22 protein-coding genes are annotated in these 15,544 nt (G+C 43.2%); 5 read left to right on the top strand and 17 right to left on the bottom strand.

Annotated features, from left to right (window positions below):
- Nucleotides 1-223 precede the first annotated feature (223 nt).
- Entirely contained in the window at nucleotides 224-778 is a 555-nt protein-coding gene (locus M0P91_RS10620) for a GNAT family N-acetyltransferase (RefSeq protein WP_295066989.1), read from the top strand.
- An 8-nt stretch (nucleotides 779-786) separates the two neighbouring features.
- Here M0P91_RS10620 and M0P91_RS10615 read toward each other — a convergent pair whose 3' ends face one another.
- The gene (locus tag M0P91_RS10615) at nucleotides 787-2,082 is read right to left on the bottom strand and encodes a trypsin-like peptidase domain-containing protein (protein ID WP_295066987.1); all 1,296 of its coding nucleotides are present in this window, start codon (nucleotides 2,080-2,082) and stop codon (nucleotides 787-789) included.
- A 113-nt stretch (nucleotides 2,083-2,195) separates the two neighbouring features.
- Between M0P91_RS10615 and M0P91_RS10610 the strand changes: the two genes are divergently transcribed.
- A complete protein-coding gene (locus tag M0P91_RS10610; RefSeq protein WP_295066985.1) occupies nucleotides 2,196-2,438 on the top strand; it encodes a helix-hairpin-helix domain-containing protein in 243 nt (80 codons plus the stop codon).
- Nucleotides 2,439-2,449: 11 nt separating this feature from the next.
- Here the strand turns inward: M0P91_RS10610 and purL are convergent, their stop codons facing one another.
- Nucleotides 2,450-4,663, bottom strand: coding sequence for a phosphoribosylformylglycinamidine synthase subunit PurL (gene purL / locus M0P91_RS10605; protein ID WP_295066983.1), 2,214 nt, complete (start codon nucleotides 4,661-4,663; stop codon nucleotides 2,450-2,452).
- A gap of 214 nt (nucleotides 4,664-4,877) precedes the next feature.
- On the opposite strand from purL, the gene M0P91_RS10600 reads away from it, so the two are divergent.
- Complete coding sequence (locus tag M0P91_RS10600) at nucleotides 4,878-5,363, top strand: Hsp20/alpha crystallin family protein (RefSeq protein WP_295066982.1); 486 nt, start codon at nucleotides 4,878-4,880, stop codon at nucleotides 5,361-5,363.
- A 2-nt stretch (nucleotides 5,364-5,365) separates the two neighbouring features.
- Here the strand turns inward: M0P91_RS10600 and greA are convergent, their stop codons facing one another.
- The 9 genes from greA to M0P91_RS10555 all read right to left on the bottom strand — a co-directional run bounded on the left by greA (nucleotide 5,366) and on the right by M0P91_RS10555 (nucleotide 9,521).
- Nucleotides 5,366-5,893 carry a transcription elongation factor GreA gene (gene greA, locus M0P91_RS10595; RefSeq protein WP_295066980.1) on the bottom strand — a complete coding sequence of 176 codons (528 nt, stop codon included), beginning with the start codon at nucleotides 5,891-5,893 and terminating at the stop codon, nucleotides 5,366-5,368.
- A 92-nt stretch (nucleotides 5,894-5,985) separates the two neighbouring features.
- Entirely contained in the window at nucleotides 5,986-7,104 is a 1,119-nt protein-coding gene (locus tag M0P91_RS10590) for a site-specific integrase (RefSeq protein WP_295066978.1), read from the bottom strand.
- Nucleotides 7,105-7,233: 129 nt separating this feature from the next.
- Nucleotides 7,234-7,653 carry a HEPN domain-containing protein gene (locus M0P91_RS10585; protein ID WP_295066976.1) on the bottom strand — a complete coding sequence of 140 codons (420 nt, stop codon included), beginning with the start codon at nucleotides 7,651-7,653 and terminating at the stop codon, nucleotides 7,234-7,236.
- Nucleotides 7,650-7,982: a nucleotidyltransferase domain-containing protein gene (locus tag M0P91_RS10580; RefSeq protein ID WP_295066974.1), complete on the bottom strand. Its 333-nt coding sequence runs from the start codon at nucleotides 7,980-7,982 to the stop codon at nucleotides 7,650-7,652. Before M0P91_RS10580 ends, M0P91_RS10585 begins: the two co-directional genes overlap by 4 nt.
- A 13-nt stretch (nucleotides 7,983-7,995) precedes the next feature.
- A complete protein-coding gene (locus M0P91_RS10575; RefSeq protein ID WP_295066972.1) occupies nucleotides 7,996-8,280 on the bottom strand; it encodes a hypothetical protein in 285 nt (94 codons plus the stop codon).
- Nucleotides 8,277-8,582 carry a glyoxalase superfamily protein gene (locus M0P91_RS10570; protein WP_295066970.1) on the bottom strand — a complete coding sequence of 102 codons (306 nt, stop codon included), beginning with the start codon at nucleotides 8,580-8,582 and terminating at the stop codon, nucleotides 8,277-8,279. The genes M0P91_RS10575 and M0P91_RS10570 overlap by 4 nt, the downstream gene beginning before the upstream one ends.
- Entirely contained in the window at nucleotides 8,572-9,006 is a 435-nt protein-coding gene (locus M0P91_RS10565; RefSeq protein WP_295066968.1) for a hypothetical protein, read from the bottom strand. Before M0P91_RS10565 ends, M0P91_RS10570 begins: the two co-directional genes overlap by 11 nt.
- Nucleotides 8,981-9,304 carry a replication protein gene (locus tag M0P91_RS10560; protein WP_295066966.1) on the bottom strand — a complete coding sequence of 108 codons (324 nt, stop codon included), beginning with the start codon at nucleotides 9,302-9,304 and terminating at the stop codon, nucleotides 8,981-8,983. Before M0P91_RS10560 ends, M0P91_RS10565 begins: the two co-directional genes overlap by 26 nt.
- A 1-nt stretch (nucleotide 9,305) precedes the next feature.
- The gene (locus M0P91_RS10555) at nucleotides 9,306-9,521 is read right to left on the bottom strand and encodes a hypothetical protein (protein ID WP_295066964.1); all 216 of its coding nucleotides are present in this window, start codon (nucleotides 9,519-9,521) and stop codon (nucleotides 9,306-9,308) included.
- A 63-nt stretch (nucleotides 9,522-9,584) separates the two neighbouring features.
- On the opposite strand from M0P91_RS10555, the gene M0P91_RS10550 reads away from it, so the two are divergent.
- Nucleotides 9,585-9,773 (top strand): hypothetical protein, encoded by a 189-nt coding sequence (locus M0P91_RS10550; protein ID WP_295066962.1) that lies wholly within the window; start codon nucleotides 9,585-9,587, stop codon nucleotides 9,771-9,773.
- Nucleotides 9,774-10,132: 359 nt separating this feature from the next.
- Here the strand turns inward: M0P91_RS10550 and M0P91_RS10545 are convergent, their stop codons facing one another.
- The 6 genes from M0P91_RS10545 to M0P91_RS10520 form a co-directional block, all read right to left on the bottom strand.
- The gene (locus M0P91_RS10545) at nucleotides 10,133-10,816 is read right to left on the bottom strand and encodes a Fic family protein (RefSeq protein ID WP_295066960.1); all 684 of its coding nucleotides are present in this window, start codon (nucleotides 10,814-10,816) and stop codon (nucleotides 10,133-10,135) included.
- Between the two features lie 69 nt (nucleotides 10,817-10,885).
- Nucleotides 10,886-11,131 (bottom strand): hypothetical protein, encoded by a 246-nt coding sequence (locus M0P91_RS10540; protein WP_295066958.1) that lies wholly within the window; start codon nucleotides 11,129-11,131, stop codon nucleotides 10,886-10,888.
- A 13-nt stretch (nucleotides 11,132-11,144) separates the two neighbouring features.
- A complete protein-coding gene (locus tag M0P91_RS10535; RefSeq protein ID WP_295066956.1) occupies nucleotides 11,145-11,705 on the bottom strand; it encodes a ParA family protein in 561 nt (186 codons plus the stop codon).
- 508 nt (nucleotides 11,706-12,213) lie between these two features.
- Nucleotides 12,214-14,280, bottom strand: a complete 2,067-nt coding sequence (topA, locus tag M0P91_RS10530; RefSeq protein ID WP_295066953.1) for a type I DNA topoisomerase — start codon at nucleotides 14,278-14,280, stop codon at nucleotides 12,214-12,216.
- The gene (locus M0P91_RS10525) at nucleotides 14,277-14,456 is read right to left on the bottom strand and encodes a hypothetical protein (protein ID WP_295066951.1); all 180 of its coding nucleotides are present in this window, start codon (nucleotides 14,454-14,456) and stop codon (nucleotides 14,277-14,279) included. The genes topA and M0P91_RS10525 overlap by 4 nt, the downstream gene beginning before the upstream one ends.
- Nucleotides 14,457-14,473: 17 nt before the next feature.
- A complete protein-coding gene (locus M0P91_RS10520; protein ID WP_295066949.1) occupies nucleotides 14,474-14,932 on the bottom strand; it encodes a hypothetical protein in 459 nt (152 codons plus the stop codon).
- 308 nt (nucleotides 14,933-15,240) lie between these two features.
- Between M0P91_RS10520 and M0P91_RS10515 the strand changes: the two genes are divergently transcribed.
- Nucleotides 15,241-15,444, top strand: coding sequence for a hypothetical protein (locus tag M0P91_RS10515; RefSeq protein WP_295066947.1), 204 nt, complete (start codon nucleotides 15,241-15,243; stop codon nucleotides 15,442-15,444).
- Nucleotides 15,445-15,544: the final 100 nt, after the last annotated feature.

The following is a 15,544-nucleotide window of genomic DNA, read 5'->3' as shown; positions in this document are numbered from 1 at the left end:
CCCGGTCCCATTCCGAACCCGGAAGCTAAGACCCTCTTCGCTCATAATACTGCATCTTTCAGGTGTGGAAACGTAGGTCGCCGCCTGGCCTCGGATTTACTTTCTTTTACAATCCAATCCCCCCTCTTTTAACAACTCAATCTCCTTTTATTCAAGCAATCACACAAAACCTTTTTCTCTAACACCCATTCAACAATCAAGTGTAACACGATATAATACACTTATGAATACAACTCTTTATTTCCTTAGGTCTTCCGAACAAAAAATAGTTACTGATATGCTCTTTTACGCTATGCGTCTCAATGTAGTCAATAAAACATTGCAAGAAATCCCTAGCCTTTCGATGTATGAACAGTTTTACGGCTTTACGAATAAAGATTTAGGTCTTTATGTACTTGCAGATAATCAGGTTGCAGGTGCGGTTTGGACACGTCAACTAAATACAGATCATTTGTCCAACGGATTTGTGGATGATAGAACTCCTATACTTAATATTGCGGTTATTCCTAAATATAGAGGAGAGGGGATAGGGTCTGCGATGATGGAACAGTTTCTTTTAGAAGCGGGTGCTCTGCATGAGAAAATAAGTGTCAGTGTTGTGAGAGACTCGGCTGCTGTACGCTTTTATGAGCGTCATGGATTTATATACTACGATAATGGTTTTGAAGAGAAAAGTCCTGTAGACGGCTCGCATGTTGTAACAATGATCAAGCATCTATCAATAGAAGCTGTTAAGCGTCCGACAGATGGTTATGATCCTAGACGTTGGATGGATTAAACACCCATTTAATTTTCCGTTGTATAACCTCTCAAGGCGCTTTTGCTTCCTATGGGTAAAGTTATTTTTTTCCCATCACGCTGAATCGTGAGAAATGCAATATCCGTTTCTTTAGTAGCGATTAGTTGCGTATTGAGTTCTTTAATGGTATTGACTGCACTGCTGTTAACTCCAATAATGGTATCTTTAGGATCGATTCCAACCATTTTTGCTATTCCATAAGTCATTATCACTTCAATATTGCTGTTGTTTTCCCGGACTACGAGTCCGAGTTTTTCCGCCTGATCGGCAGTTGCTATATTTGTTATTTCCTTGTTTTTAATCGGTATTGATCCTAAATGTACCGTAGTTATCGTAGATTGCTTATTACGAACATAGGTAAGAGTGAGCGTATCGCTGGGTCGTGAATTTTCTAAAAATCGATGAAGTTCTCCGCTATCGTGTAAAACTTCATTATTTATGCCGATAATTATATCTCCCGTTTTTAGTCCGCTCTCTATAGCCGGACTTTTTGGATCGATTCGTGTAATTAATACAGAGAATTGATATCCCATTTTTCTGGATATTCTTTCTGAGATTAACAGCTCAGCTCCGAGATAGCCTCTTTCGATTTTTTGTTTTGCAATCAATTGCTCGGCAATGCGGCTGAGCTTATCTATCGGAAGTGCGAAACCGATGTTGGTGTATTCCCCTTGACGGGTAAACTGTGTAGAGGTCATACCAATTATTTTGCCGTTTAAATTGAATATGGGACCGCCTGAATTGCCAGGATTGATCGCACTGTCAGTTTGTATAAAGTGTACATAGGGGTAGTTGGGTAAAAAACGGTTTATTGCGCTTACTATTCCTGCCGATACGCTGTTGCCCAATGAAAACGGTGCACCGATAACAAATACACCGTCCCCGGCGGATAAAGAATTTGCATCGGCAAACGAGACGTTTGGTGTATTGAAGCTTGATACTTCCAATACGGCAACATCGGTTTTATCATCCTGTCCGATTAATACGGCTGGATACTCGGTATTATTTTCATCTATAATAATAATTTTTTTAGCATCACCGATGACATGGGCATTGGTTACAACATGATGATTTGCATCAAATACGAATCCGGATCCACCTCTATCAGTCGAGATCAAGTCACTTTCGGTATTGGCGTCATTGCTTCGGTTGACTTTAATTTTTATAACTGATGAGGAAACATTTTTAACTTGTTCGGATATGCTGAAGAAAGTTTCGAATGCGGATAGTATAGTGGTAAAAGTCGTAATAATAATAAAATTGCGCAAAAGTATTGTCAACATAGTTCTCTCCTTATAATAATATGACATTATAATCTAATAGTGAAATCGTTAGAATAGTATTGACTTCAAGTGTGCAATACGTTAGAATTGTATTTAAACATAAAAGGTTAAAAATGATTAAACTATTTCTTTTGCTCATTTTACAGATTTCATTAGCTTTTTCAGCGGTTAACATCAATAGGGCGAATTCGGCACAGCTTCAGACCCTAAATGGTATTGGACCGACAAAAGCTCAGGAAATACTAAAATATCGAAAATTACATGGTGGATTTAAAACGGTGGATGAATTGGTTGATGTAAAAGGGATCGGTCCTAAAACCGTGGAAAAGCTAAAAACGCAGGCAAGTGTCCGTTAAACGAGAAGACCTTACAGGTCTCCTTCGATTATTTTTTGGAATGTACCGTAATAGATTTCTTGTATGGATACAAGATCCATTTTGACATCATTAAGGGTAAATGAAGAGCCGCCTACGGTTCCGATTTTTTGGCAATCCAAATTTCCAACCATCGCTTCAAATGCAGCAGAATTTTCCGGTGAAACTTCGATGATTGCGCGTGACATACTCTCAGCGAAGATATCACGTGAATCGGCTACATTTAGGGATGCAGTGACACCTTTGCTGCTTACGCATGCCATTTTAGCAAGGGCAATAGCTGCACCGCCGGCGCTGCAGTCTTTGGCTGAAGAAAGAAGCCCTTTTTTGTTGGCTTCTATGACAAGGTTCCAGAGTGCACGTTCTTTATCGTAATCAATGGTTGGGATAGTTCCGGCTACAACGCCGTACATCTCTTTCATGTAGAGTGATCCGCCAAATTCCGAGCGGTTTTCTCCTACGAGATAGAGGCTATTGCCCTCTTTTTGAAAGGTTGAGAGGAGTACTTTATTTTGGTCCTCATTTACTCCTACCATCGCAATTGATGGAGTCGGGAAAACCGACTTGCCGTTCGTTTCATTATAAAGGGATACATTTCCGCCGATGACAGGGGTATTAAGCTCCAAACATGCCTCTTTGATCCCCAGACACCCTTGGGCAAACTGCCACATCACTTCAGGATTTTCAGGATTTCCGTAGTTAAGACAGTCGGTGATTGCTTTAGGGGTTGCGCCGCTCATAGCGACGTTACGGCCGCTTTCGATGACGGCTGCTGCTGCTCCCGCTTTCGGATCAATGAAGCAGTAGCGGACGTTACAATCGGCACTCATCGCCAATGCTACGCCGTTTTCCTTGATACGGATGACGGAAGCGTCGAGTTCGCCCCCTTTTTTGATTGTATTGGTCTGTACCATCGAGTCGTATTGCTGATAGATCCATCCCTTGTCGACAACTTCCATAGAAGCGATCAGTTTTTCAAATGCCGCTTGATTATCCACGGCATCGAAATTTGCCAGTGTCGTATTTGCTATTGCATCGAGATAGGCCGGGCGTGCCATCGGGCGATCCAAGATCGGAGCCTCTTCGCTTACCGGGTCAACTGGAACTTCGGCACATTTTTCTCCGTGCCAGAAAAGCTCCATATTACCGGTTGCTGTTACTTCACCGATGACGGCACAGTCAAGGTCCCATTTCTCAAAAATGTCGATAATGGCTTGTTCTGTCCCTTTGCGAGCACAGATGAGCATACGCTCTTGCGACTCGGAGAGCATGAACTCATACGGCATCATCCCCTCTTCACGGGCAGGAACTTTATCAAGATGCATGATCATACCGCTCCCTGAACGTCCGGCCATTTCAAATGAGCTCGATGTTAATCCAGCCGCACCCATGTCCTGTATTCCTACGACGTAATCGGTTTTGAAAAGTTCCAAACACGCTTCAAGAAGCAATTTTTCGGTAAACGGATCACCCACCTGTACCGTTGGACGTAGGCTTTTAGAAGCATCGGTAAAACTGTCAGAACTCATCACCGCACCACCGAGCCCATCGCGTCCTGTTTTTGATCCGACATAAATGACCGGATTGCCGATCCCTTCTGCGCGGCCGTAGAAAATTTCATCGCTTTTTGCGAGACCGAGGGTAAACGCGTTGACGAGGATATTGCCGTTGTAGCACTCATCAAAGCTGGTTTCGCCTCCGATCGTCGGAACTCCCATACAGTTTCCGTATCCGCCGATACCGGCAACGACGCCACGTACCAGATAGCGTTGATGGGCGCTGATATTGTCTTTATTCAACACATTACCGAAACGGAGGGCATTGAGGTTGGCGATCGGGCGTGCACCCATCGTAAAAACGTCACGCATAATACCGCCCACCCCGGTAGCGGCACCTTGGTATGGTTCGATAAAGCTTGGGTGGTTATGGCTCTCCATTTTAAAGACGGCTGCATATCCGCCGCCGATATCGATAACTCCCGCATTTTCGCCCGGTCCCTGAATAACCCACGGAGCTTTGGTCGGGAAACCGCTCAAATGTTTTTTGGAAGATTTATAACTGCAGTGTTCACTCCACATCGCCGAAAAAATACCAATTTCGACGAGATTGGGTTCTCGGCCGAGAATTTTTTTAATATGATCATAATCTCCGAGTGAGAGTTTATGTTGTTTGAGGACTTTTTCAATATCCGGGAGGGGAGTGCTCACGACAGTTTCCTTATAATTTATATTTAAACGCTTAACAGGCAAAGCCTGCCAAGCTACGCTGGCCGCTAAGGCACTAAAGCTTGCCCTAACGGGCAGATGTCAATTATTGATAACGCGATTATACCAAAGGGTAGTCAATCCCCCCCTTAATTTTCCATCCATTTACAAAACAGATTTAAATTTACATTCTAAAATCATTATTGGAGGTTTATAGATGATGAGCATTTTGTCTAAGCGTCTTTTGATAGCTATGAGTATTGTTCCGCTTGTAATGAACGCTGCGACTACTACAACCGTGCCACTGGCAAAAAAATGTGAATTGGGCTCTCCCTGCTGGTTTGAAGAGTGGGATTCGCTCTTCAACAGGCCTTACCATCCGGTGTTTTACACGACCCGTTCCGCATCACAGATTACTGAAAACGATAAAGCTTATAGCATCTCTATCGACATGCCGGGTGTGGATAAAAAAGAGATTACTCTTGAAGTGACCGGAAACCGGATAATGGTGTCAGGTGAACGGAAGGATGAGCGAAAAACCAAAGAAAAAAGCGAACGTTCCTACAGCAGTTATCAGCAGAGTTTTTCATTACCGGACGATGCTGATTTGAGTAAGATACAGGCAGAATCGGAAAATGGGGTACTGAAAATTACCGTTCCCAAAACAGGGAAAAAAGCTTCGAAAAAAATCGAAATCAAATAAGGCTAGTGAAATCCAAAATCTTTTTCACTGCGCAGATTTTTTTTGAGTGAAAAGATATCGGTATAGCTTATTTTTGTCACTTCATAGCTCTTTTTCCCGTGAGGGAGATTGACGCTGAACTCATCTTCCTCTTCTTTTCCCAACATAGCGCGAGCTAGTGGTGAATGGACTGAAATGAGACTGTTTTCAGGTTCACTTTCCAAGGTACCGCATATACTGTAACAGTATTCCTCATCACTTTGCAGATCGAGGATCTCCACTGTTGCTCCAAAATGGACACGGGAATGTTCCAAGAGAGAAGGATCGATAATTTGTGCTTTTTCAATCATTGCATTGAGATAAAAGAGGCGCTTATCAATATGACGCAGCTTCTCTTTCGCTGCATGGTATTCGGCATTTTCACTACGGTCGCCTAATTCGGCAGCCCGCTGTTTTTCCTGATTTACACGTGGTTTTTCAACATCTTTGAGGTATTTGAACTCTCGTAAAAGTTCATCATAACCTCTGGGTGTCATTGGTTCGTTTTGCATCAATTTTTCTCCTTTTCTACTAGGCTTTAAAAACCCCTAAAAATAGGGATTTTATAGCTTTAAGCGTAATTGTTTTTTTGCACCGAATTTGACTATGTGACAGAAACGTGACAGTTCCCGTGTCCGTTTTTTTCACCAAAGAGATTTATTTCATCGAGAAAAGCAGCTCGCTTCACGACAGGCTCTTCCCGATATTTCGAATAGATCGAGAGCGTAATTGATGGGTTCGCGTGCTCCATCATTTTAGACACCCAAATCACATCCTCACCCTTTGAAATCATCATCGTCGCGAATGAGTGACGAGTTTGATACAGAGTTCGATGATCAAGCATTAAACGCTTCAATAGAGGTGCCCAATGCTCATTAGCAAGTGTCGTTGATCCCGCATAATGTTTTCCATAACGATTCAGAAAAACATAGCCACCCGCGAGCCCGGTGAGTTTGAATTGTTCCTTCAACGCATCGGCAACCGGGGGAAGCATATCGATTGTTCTCACGACTCCCGTTTTTGTCCCTGTCTCAATGCTTCCACGAATCGAACGCTGCACGGTTATTTTTGAGCTTTTCAGATTGATGTCTGACCATTTTAAAGCGACCAGCTCCCCCGTTCGCATCCCCGTAAAAAATGCGACAGTCAAAAACGCTTTAAGTTTCCCCTCTGCGTTTTGGAGAATATACTGAATCTCCGGCAACGTGAAGGGGTGAATATCATGCTGCGCTTTTCGCGAAAATCCCTTGATCCCAATAAACGGATTTTTGGGAATAATGCCATCGGAGACAGCATCACGCAAAATCCCCTGAAAAACGATTCGAATGTTGTGAATTCTCTTACCCGAAAGCCCCGATGCTTGTAATTTAGAGAGCCATGCCTTCAGATCACTCGGTACAATTGCATCCAGCTGAAGCGATCCGAAAACAGGAACAACATGTTTTTCAAAAGTATTCGAATATTCACGCGTAGTGTGGATTTTTCTAAAGCCTTTATTTGCTTCAAGGCTGCGTCTTCCATACGCTTCGACAGTAATATCCGGTTGTGGATCACTTGTCTTATCGGAAATAAGCTTTTCAAGCTCAGCTTGCCAGTTTTTTTCGACATATTTCATATTGGCTGCTGTCGCCGGTCGCCCGGTGCTTCGCCGAATCCGTTTACCGGAGAGGGGAATATCCAGATGGACGATCCCGTCTCGTTCCCTGCAGTATCGATATTTCATTTCGCCTCCTTGTGAGTGTGAGGCGGTGCTTTGTGGGCGGGTGATTTTATCCAATGTCATATTAAGCCTTTTGAAGGGTTTTATATGACTATACATATTTCACATATTTTACGGAGAGAAAAAGAGTGTTTAGTTAGAAGATTTGATTTCGTCAATCGGGGTATTCGAAAGAGCACAAACATCCATGAAAAGTTTTTCTGCAAAATCATAAAACTTTTGAGCATCTTCTAATGTTGGTTTTCCGTAAGGAAGAAGTCCCATATCTCCAGGATAGCGAGATTCAATATACAGACTATCCAAGAGATTCACAATATCATCATCTGGACTACTTAAATCATTTTGGCACAGATCGAACAATCTATTTAGTGCATGAATTTTAGGAATATCGACGTTTCTATATGTGAGAAGAGCTTTGAGCGACTTTTCAGTAGATTGCTGAGCATGGAATGCAACAATTGCGCTCAAGTGGGGCACATGAACGATATAACGAATGTTTTCCAAATCTAAATAAGCAGCTTTAAGCCACTCTTTCGACAATACAGCACTCATAAAATTGAAATTCCTTTGTGGATTATCTCTCGGCTAAACATACTATCCATCTCGATAAATTTTTGATGCATTGCGCGTGTATGAGTAATTAAATCGGTTGGATATTTTTTTAAAATATCCTGTATAGCGCGGGCGATTTTTAAATGAATTTCACTTTTTTCTCTCCAACTTTGAGGGATAAAATCGTCTTTGGTAACAACATAAAGATCGATATCGCTATCTTCGGTCGGGGTTCCGTAAGCGTAGGAGCCAAAGAGGATAATTTTATCGGGATCGAGAGGTTTTAGCCGCTCAACAATTTCATCTTTGAGTGTTTCGATGTTGATCATTTTATCCTCCATCTTATGCGATTTTTTTCCGAAAATGCAACTTTCCAAATGCCGATCGTTTGATATATTTCAGTCTTCCCGATGGGTCGTACCGGCAATCTGAAACAGGATCCAGCTCACCGTTTCGCACCTTTTTCCGAACGGCCGTGTCCGATACTCCGAACGTCGCGGCGACCTCAGGGATCGTTGCAAAATCACGATCTCGTTCAGCCTTTAAACCTTCGATTTCTTTAAGCGTTATATCAAGTTTAAGCTTTATCTCAGATAAAGCAGAGAGGAGCTGGGTTTCGAACATCACGCTGCGCCCCCCGGGAGCCCTATGGTCCGGCCCCCATTTTTCAAAATTGCCGAAGCCGTGTCCCAGTTTTTGAACCCCAAAATTTTCGAAGAAATTTCCAGAGAATGCCCGTGTTTGATCGAAATGCCCACTGTTTTGAGTTCATTTTTGAGAACTTTTGCACAATTCTTGATATGCTCAATCGAGGCTGGTTGGCTTAATAATAGGGTTTCCAGCGCCTCTGCAATGAGACTGAGGGCTAGATCAGATAGCACATTTTCTAAAATATATGGTTTAATAATTTTTATTTTTTCAGAAATCATCTCGAACCCCCTCTTTCAACGCAAAGTACGCTTCCTCAGGGCTGTCGAAGCCGCAATTTTGCAAAGCCATCTGCATCGCCTCACCGTGCTCTCGTTTTAGCCGTTTTTCGCGAATCCATGGGGCTTCGCTAGTGGCCTCAACCTGCTTCACAAACTCCATGACCGTCTCTATCCAGCCCTCATCTCCTGCCGCCAACCCTTGGAGCAGGCGGCGGCGATACCCAGCTGGGCTTCGCTTGGCGAGCTTGCTCACCGCCTTATCAATCGCTGCATCAATTAGCGAAAGAGGCAGATGCTCCATAGCTACAGGGATTATTTCACACACAACGTCTTCCTCTTTTAAAATGGGTTTAGTTGGGTTTTTAGAGGATTGGTTTTGTGTGCCCCGTTTTGAGGTGTCACCTTTTTTCGGGGTGGGTGTCACCCCCTCTGGGCGGGGTTTGGGTTACGACTTTAAACTGGGTTGGTTTACCAGGAACTGGAATATCTTCTATAAGCCCAAGTTCTTTTAGCTGTTTGACGGCTACCCAGACTGTTTCTTCTTTTTTGATGCCGGTCAGTTTACAAAACTGACCGGCGGATATTGCGTCAAACTCTTTTGACCAGCCAATTGTTTTTCGAACTATAACTAGATAGCATTTGAGCGCATTCGGACTAAGTTCGAGAAGAAGTCGATCGACTAAGTCATTTGGGATTTGTAAAGCGTTTACGAGATATGCCATCTCAAACCTCCCCATCGAAGTCTAACAGCTTTTGTTGTCGGGTTGGTGGTTTTTTAACAGGACGCCGTTTATGACGATTACCTGTTATAAATCGTTTTGTGGTGGTGACTTCCCCTAAAGCAGCCGCGTACTCGGCCACCACAGCATCAATCGCTACTTCCTCAGAATCATCGAGCATCTCATAGGTGCTCTCGGCGATCTGCTGCGCGACCGGCAAGAGGTCAATTTTGACGTTCGTCGCGTTGCGCTCGTAGCCCGCGCAGCGGGCAAGAAAGCCGACATGATCGTTTTCCTTCCAGTGCTTTTTGAGAGCGGTTATCGTATTAGTGTTGAAGTGTCGAACTTCGTCGTCATCGAAGATGCAACAGCATTTCCAGTTGAATGTTATTTGGATTTTGCTAAAGAACTTTCTGAACTTGCAGGATGTAATCCAAGGGAATATTTTATAGCATCAGATTATTTACAATAATATTTCTTTAAGATTAAAGAGTTATCATTTCATTTGATCGAGAGGATTAGACCACCTCTATTTCGGTCTTGTTTAAATGGCTGACTAAGCCTGTATTTGGAACAAAACTTGGACAAGCTCTGGGCGGGAAACCGTTCAGGGCTTTTTTTCGTTATGGGGGTTGCTTCCAGCGTGTCCAAGCGTAGGGATTTGGGGTATCCAAATACAGGAGGCCAAGATGGATTGGTTTCAAATGTTACAAGTTTCTGTCGCCGTAATTGGTATAGTCGTAGTTTTCTTCAAAGAAGAGATCAAGGATTGGCTCCAAAAACGGACGTCTTAGTTAGCAAGACTGTCGGGCTGGTCCCCCGGCGGTCGTTCTACCCCAATAAGCTCATACTCTTCCCAATGCTCTTCTCCAAAAACTTTTCCAGCTGAACAGCATCCGCAAGCGCATCCAAATATTCACGTCGGTGATCGTTTTCGATAAGTGGCGGGATGAAATCATTTGCTATTGCCTGATGTGCCATCAGTAGCCGTCCAATACGTCCATTACCATCTGCAAACGGGTGTATAAGCTCGAATTTTATATGAAACTCCGATATCTCCAACAACGTCATAGTTACTATTTGGTGTTGATACAACAAATTATCGATATGCTGCGAAATCATCGATGGTGGGGAGAGCTTGATATCTACCCCTTTGATGTATCGATCATCAAGACGATATGCGCCTATCGGCTTTGAAACATAATTGGGTGCTACCTGAAGAGCATCCTCAAACATGATGGCATGTAGATCTTTGATGTACCCGGCATTAAACTTCATCTCTTTGTTGAATGCCTCACGGATAACGACGTCATACGCTTTGGCAAATCCGAGAATGACAAGCTGCTCACCCAATGGTTTGCCAGCTGCCGTAATACCATGTTCGAGTAGCTCTTTGGTTTCGCCATAAGAAAGAGTTGTCCCTTCCATAGCATTTGAGTTGTATGCAATCGAAATGCGAAGTTGTCTAAAAAGGAATTCACGTTCTTTTGGCGATAGATCGCTTAGGCGCTGCATGCTGTTTCCTTATATAATATGTTTTAAATGTGTTAATAAACATATTATTAACAGTTTATAAACTGTTATTTAACTCTTTGCCGCTTTCAGTGCCGAAGCCTTGATATAAAGCCCGACGCTCAATCCGATCTCTTTGCCGGCATTAGTAACGATCTCAAGCTCTTCATCATCGAGATAAACCGTCACCTTATTTTTCTTCGTATGTCCGTCCTCTTTTTTCGGACGACCACCCTTGCGACGATCGGCTTCTTCGAATGTTTTAAGAGGCTTCGAAGCGGTTTTTATCATTTCGTTAATATTTTTTTTCTCTACCATTTGATACCCTTTATTAACTGTTTTTAAACATATTTAAAATATTAGAATACTGCTTATAAACCGTTTTGTATGCGTTTTTGGAAAGTGGGGATTCATTATAGAGTTCCGTTACGGAAAGGCCTGTTTCGATCGCGTTTTTAAACACCTTGGATAAGCGCAATTCAAAAAATTCGATTTCATCAAAATGCTGGGTGATTGCATCTTTAACGGTTTGAAAATCTCCCTCTTTTTCCGTTTTTGTGACGATCACAAAAAGAGCTTTTGCATGTGGTTGAATCTCCTCTATCGTTTCGACGGTGCGAAGGATAGAGTTGTAATCGATCGAACAGGGGATAAGAACGGCATCAGATGCTTTAATGATCGATAAAACACCACCCTCTGTAAACCCTCCAAAATCAAAGACGCAATCATCAAGTAAAGAGGGAGATTCGGTAATTTTGGCCATATCGGGATAGATCGATTCGATTACCGAGTTGTCGTTCGACTGAAGGTAGTAGCCGAGGTCTTTAGCGAGAGAAAATGAGATAGGCGTTTTACCGACGCCGCCTTTTTTATTCACAATTGATAATATCATAATAATATGTTCCTTATATGTTTTTAAACGGTTTAAAAACTGTTATTTAACTATACAAAATCATATCTAAAGAGAAGAATCATGTCAATAATAATCAGTTGTTTATAGGATATAAAACAGTTTATAAACTGTTAATAATTAATTTATTATATACCACGATCGCGGAAGTTCGAATGAAGAGAGAAACGTGATGTGGGCGGCGAGGCTCCGCCCGAGGTCGTTGATTGACATAGATAGATTATGTGCTATAATTTCAAGGTAATCAAGAAGTGCAATCTCTTTCCGTGTAGCTAGCGGATAGAAAGATGCAAGGCGGGAGCTTTCGAGCTTTCGCCTTTTTTTTTGCCAATTTTTTGGCTGGTAGGGTGGAAGTGGGTACCATCTCTTGAAAGGAGATAGCCTTCTTGATTTACAAACTTTTGATAGCTTTTCTAATTGTAATGGTATTCGTACCAGTATTGCATTAGTCAAAAACAGGGGGATAGCTACCCCCTGAGCTATCATCACTCTATTTTTTCCCAAATTCCAACTCTATCTTCCCACCGTCTAGTTTCGCTTTTGCATCAAACTCTTTACCCGCTTTGCTTTTGAGCCCTGAAAGAGTGATCGTTTTTCCGGCCAAAAGATTAATCGCCTGAGTCTTCGTGATTTTCTTGCCAAGAAACTCTTTCCAAATAGTCGCCTTGCATCCAGAGCATTGAAAGTTTTTATCCCATTCTTTGACATCTCCGCCGCATTTGCATTTTCCCACGGGCTCCGTCGGTTTGTTCATATTCTTCTCAAGCCATTTGCTCATCTCAAAACCGCTCTCAAGTGCTGAGTCGGGTAGCCTGATTCTTTTCTTTTCTGCGATCGATTGAGCCATAGCGATCTGTTTTTCTGAGGGTGCCTTGTTCTCTCGTGCTTCTCTCGCAATGGGGATAAAAAAACCCATCTTCTCATGTGTCGATTTAGCAAATGCCTGCCACGTCGCCCCATCGATCTCGTCAGCTACTTTGTCAAGATACTCTTCCATATTTGCCGTTGTCGTGTAATCAATAATCCACGAATGCCCGTCATTGTTGAGAAAGTCGATTAATTGCTCACCTGTAGAGTTTGCCACTAGTTTTTTCTTTTCAATTGAGACGTAACCGGCCGATTTGATGCGTCCGATAATCGAGGCATAGGTTGACGGTCGCCCGATTTCCATCTTCTCAAGCTGTTTGACGAGGCTTGCTTCGGTGAAGCGTCCGGGGGCTTTCGTCATCTTGGATTCAACATCGATCGATTGCTTGTCACAAAGATCGCCCTGAGCAAGATCCGGAAGAGATTGCTCCGCTTCCTTCTCGTCTTCGCTTTCTTCGATATAAAGCGCGGTCCATCCGGGGAATTTCGGAACCGATCCGCTTGCTTTGAAGGGTAGCCCCCCGATATCAAACTGATAGCTTGTCGCGTCTGCGGTAGCGTCGCTCATCATGGAAGCAACGGCACGTTTGAAGATCAATCTGTAGAGCTTCGCATGATCCGCCGTTAAGTCAGCCGTTTTGATTTTGGAATCGATCTCATCGAGCGGGTGCAGATGCGTCGGACGAATGGCTTCGTGTGCTTCTGCTTGTGAATTCGACGAGTGCTTTTTTGGTTTTTCGGGGATATGTTCCCCTCCAAAATTACTTCTTACAAACTCCGCCGCTTCCGCCAGAAATTCATCGGACAGCCGGACCGAATCGGTGCGATGATAGGTGATAAGCCCGGCTTCAAAAAGCCCCTGTGCGAGCTGCATGGATTTTTCCGGAGCGATCGATAAAGAAATCGAGGCAGCTGCCTGCATGTCTACGGTCGTAAACGGGGCTTTTGGTCCCCGGTTAACGACTTTCTTCTCGACCGATTCAACGGTAGCGTATTTTGTCAAGGAAGCGTCACTGATTGCCGCTTCAGCTTCTTCTTTAGTCTTAAATGACTTCGTATCATCGAGGTATCCCGAGAATTGAGCTGTGAAGGTTTTGCTTTCATGCGAAAGTTTGGTCGAGATCGTGAAATACGGAGTCGGTTTGAAGTTGCGGATCTCGCGTTCGCGATCGACAACCAAACGGACCGCCGGGGACTGTACGCGCCCGACGGAGAACTTCCCCTTTAAAGAAGAGGATGCAAGGGGGCTTAAAATGTACCCCGCAAGACGATCGGCAACACGACGCCCAAGAAATGAATCATAGAACTTGTAGTTCGTCTCTTCCCATCTGACGGCGGTGTTCATCGCTTCGGCGATCCCCTTTTCGGTGATCTCCCGGATCTCAAGGCGCCAGCATTGATCCGCTGCGTCTTTGATGCGCTGATATAAAAGCATCCCGATCGCATAGCCTTCGCGGTCAGCGTCGGAAGCGATATAGACCGTTTCACCCTCGCAAGCGGCAATGATTTTATCGACGTTGTCTTGTTTCTCCGGGTTGATGATGAATTCGGGCTCATAGGTTTCCATATCAAGCCCCATGCTGTTTTTCGGCATGTCGGCGAAATGGCCGACGGTTGCATAGACCTTTGATCCGGTGATTTCCCGGATCTTCTTGATCTTGTTTGGTGATTCGACGATGATGACACTCATAAACCGACCTTTAGCTCTTTTAAACATTTTTGACACTGAAAAACAGCGTCACCGCTTACTGTCTCTTCTACACAATACATAACACCTCCACAGTCGGGACAATAATATTCTCCACGAGGATCATCCCCGTGATACATTGACAAATCTTCCAGATAAATGGTTTCTATTTCAGCCATAGCATCCTACCTTTGTATTAAGATCTTACATTCACCACAAATTCATTGCCATCTTTTACAACCTTCGAAATTCCGTGTATTTTCACCAATTGCGAATATATCATGTCGTGCGATGAATAAATCGATGCCATTCCGATTGTGATGACTCGGATATCCGTAGTATGATCTTGCCTAATCACGTAATGTAAACTTGGAGAAGCTTTACTCACAAAATAGGGTTCTCCACTCCATACAACAAGTGTTAAATTAGGGATATATTTAGCGACCGTTACTGCGCTCAAACCGGTAAGCGCGGCGGTTGCTGAATGATCAATCATCCACATTCTTGATGCTGATTCAATCGATGCAATTTCATTTGAGACGATTGAGGCTTTTGTTGCATCACCGCTTGCCGTAATACTTGGCGCTATGGCGAAGCCAAGGATGAGAACCAAAATTAACGCCACGGCGATCAACGCTATCTCTCTAAAGCCCATACCGTCCCCCGATCAATCTTTTTTTAGGGAGTCAATAAAAATCGTATTGATTTTTTGACCCATCCAAAAAACCGCAGAAAAGGCAAAAATACCAAGCGAAACGGCACCAGGTAACCCTTGATACAGTATGTCATCATCCCTCAGCTCTCCCAAATAGTTCTCGCCAATCTAAAGGAGGAAAACAGTCGTATCCTCAATGTTCTGGGAGAGAGGTATTGGAGCTACTACAATAGGTTGGAAATTAATTGCTAATTTGGGGTGCGAAAGGACGGATAAAAAGAGATATTGAAAATAGCGGTTTTACCAAAATGGCTGCAATTCTAGGAATACAAAGTTTGACAAAAAAAGGGCTAATTTCTAATGATGAATATCCAGATTACAACGATACTTATATAGGTTATCAATTAACAGAAAATGGATGGAATTGGGTTTTAGACAATCAAGATAGATTTGAAATGAAAAAGCCTATTCAAGAACTTCCATATATAGACCCAGATGAGATACCATTTTAGTCTAATAAACTATTAAGAAATACGAGGTGATACCTAATAATGCATCATCTCTCATTTTCTTAACGATTCTATAAATATTATGTACAAGCCGATGGCTCGT

It is taken from the genome of Sulfuricurvum sp., from assembly GCF_023229695.1.
Classification (GTDB): Bacteria; Campylobacterota; Campylobacteria; order Campylobacterales; family Sulfurimonadaceae; genus Sulfuricurvum.
The sequence above is the reverse complement of the archived record's forward strand: the minus strand, read 5'-3'. Positions and strand labels throughout refer to the sequence as shown.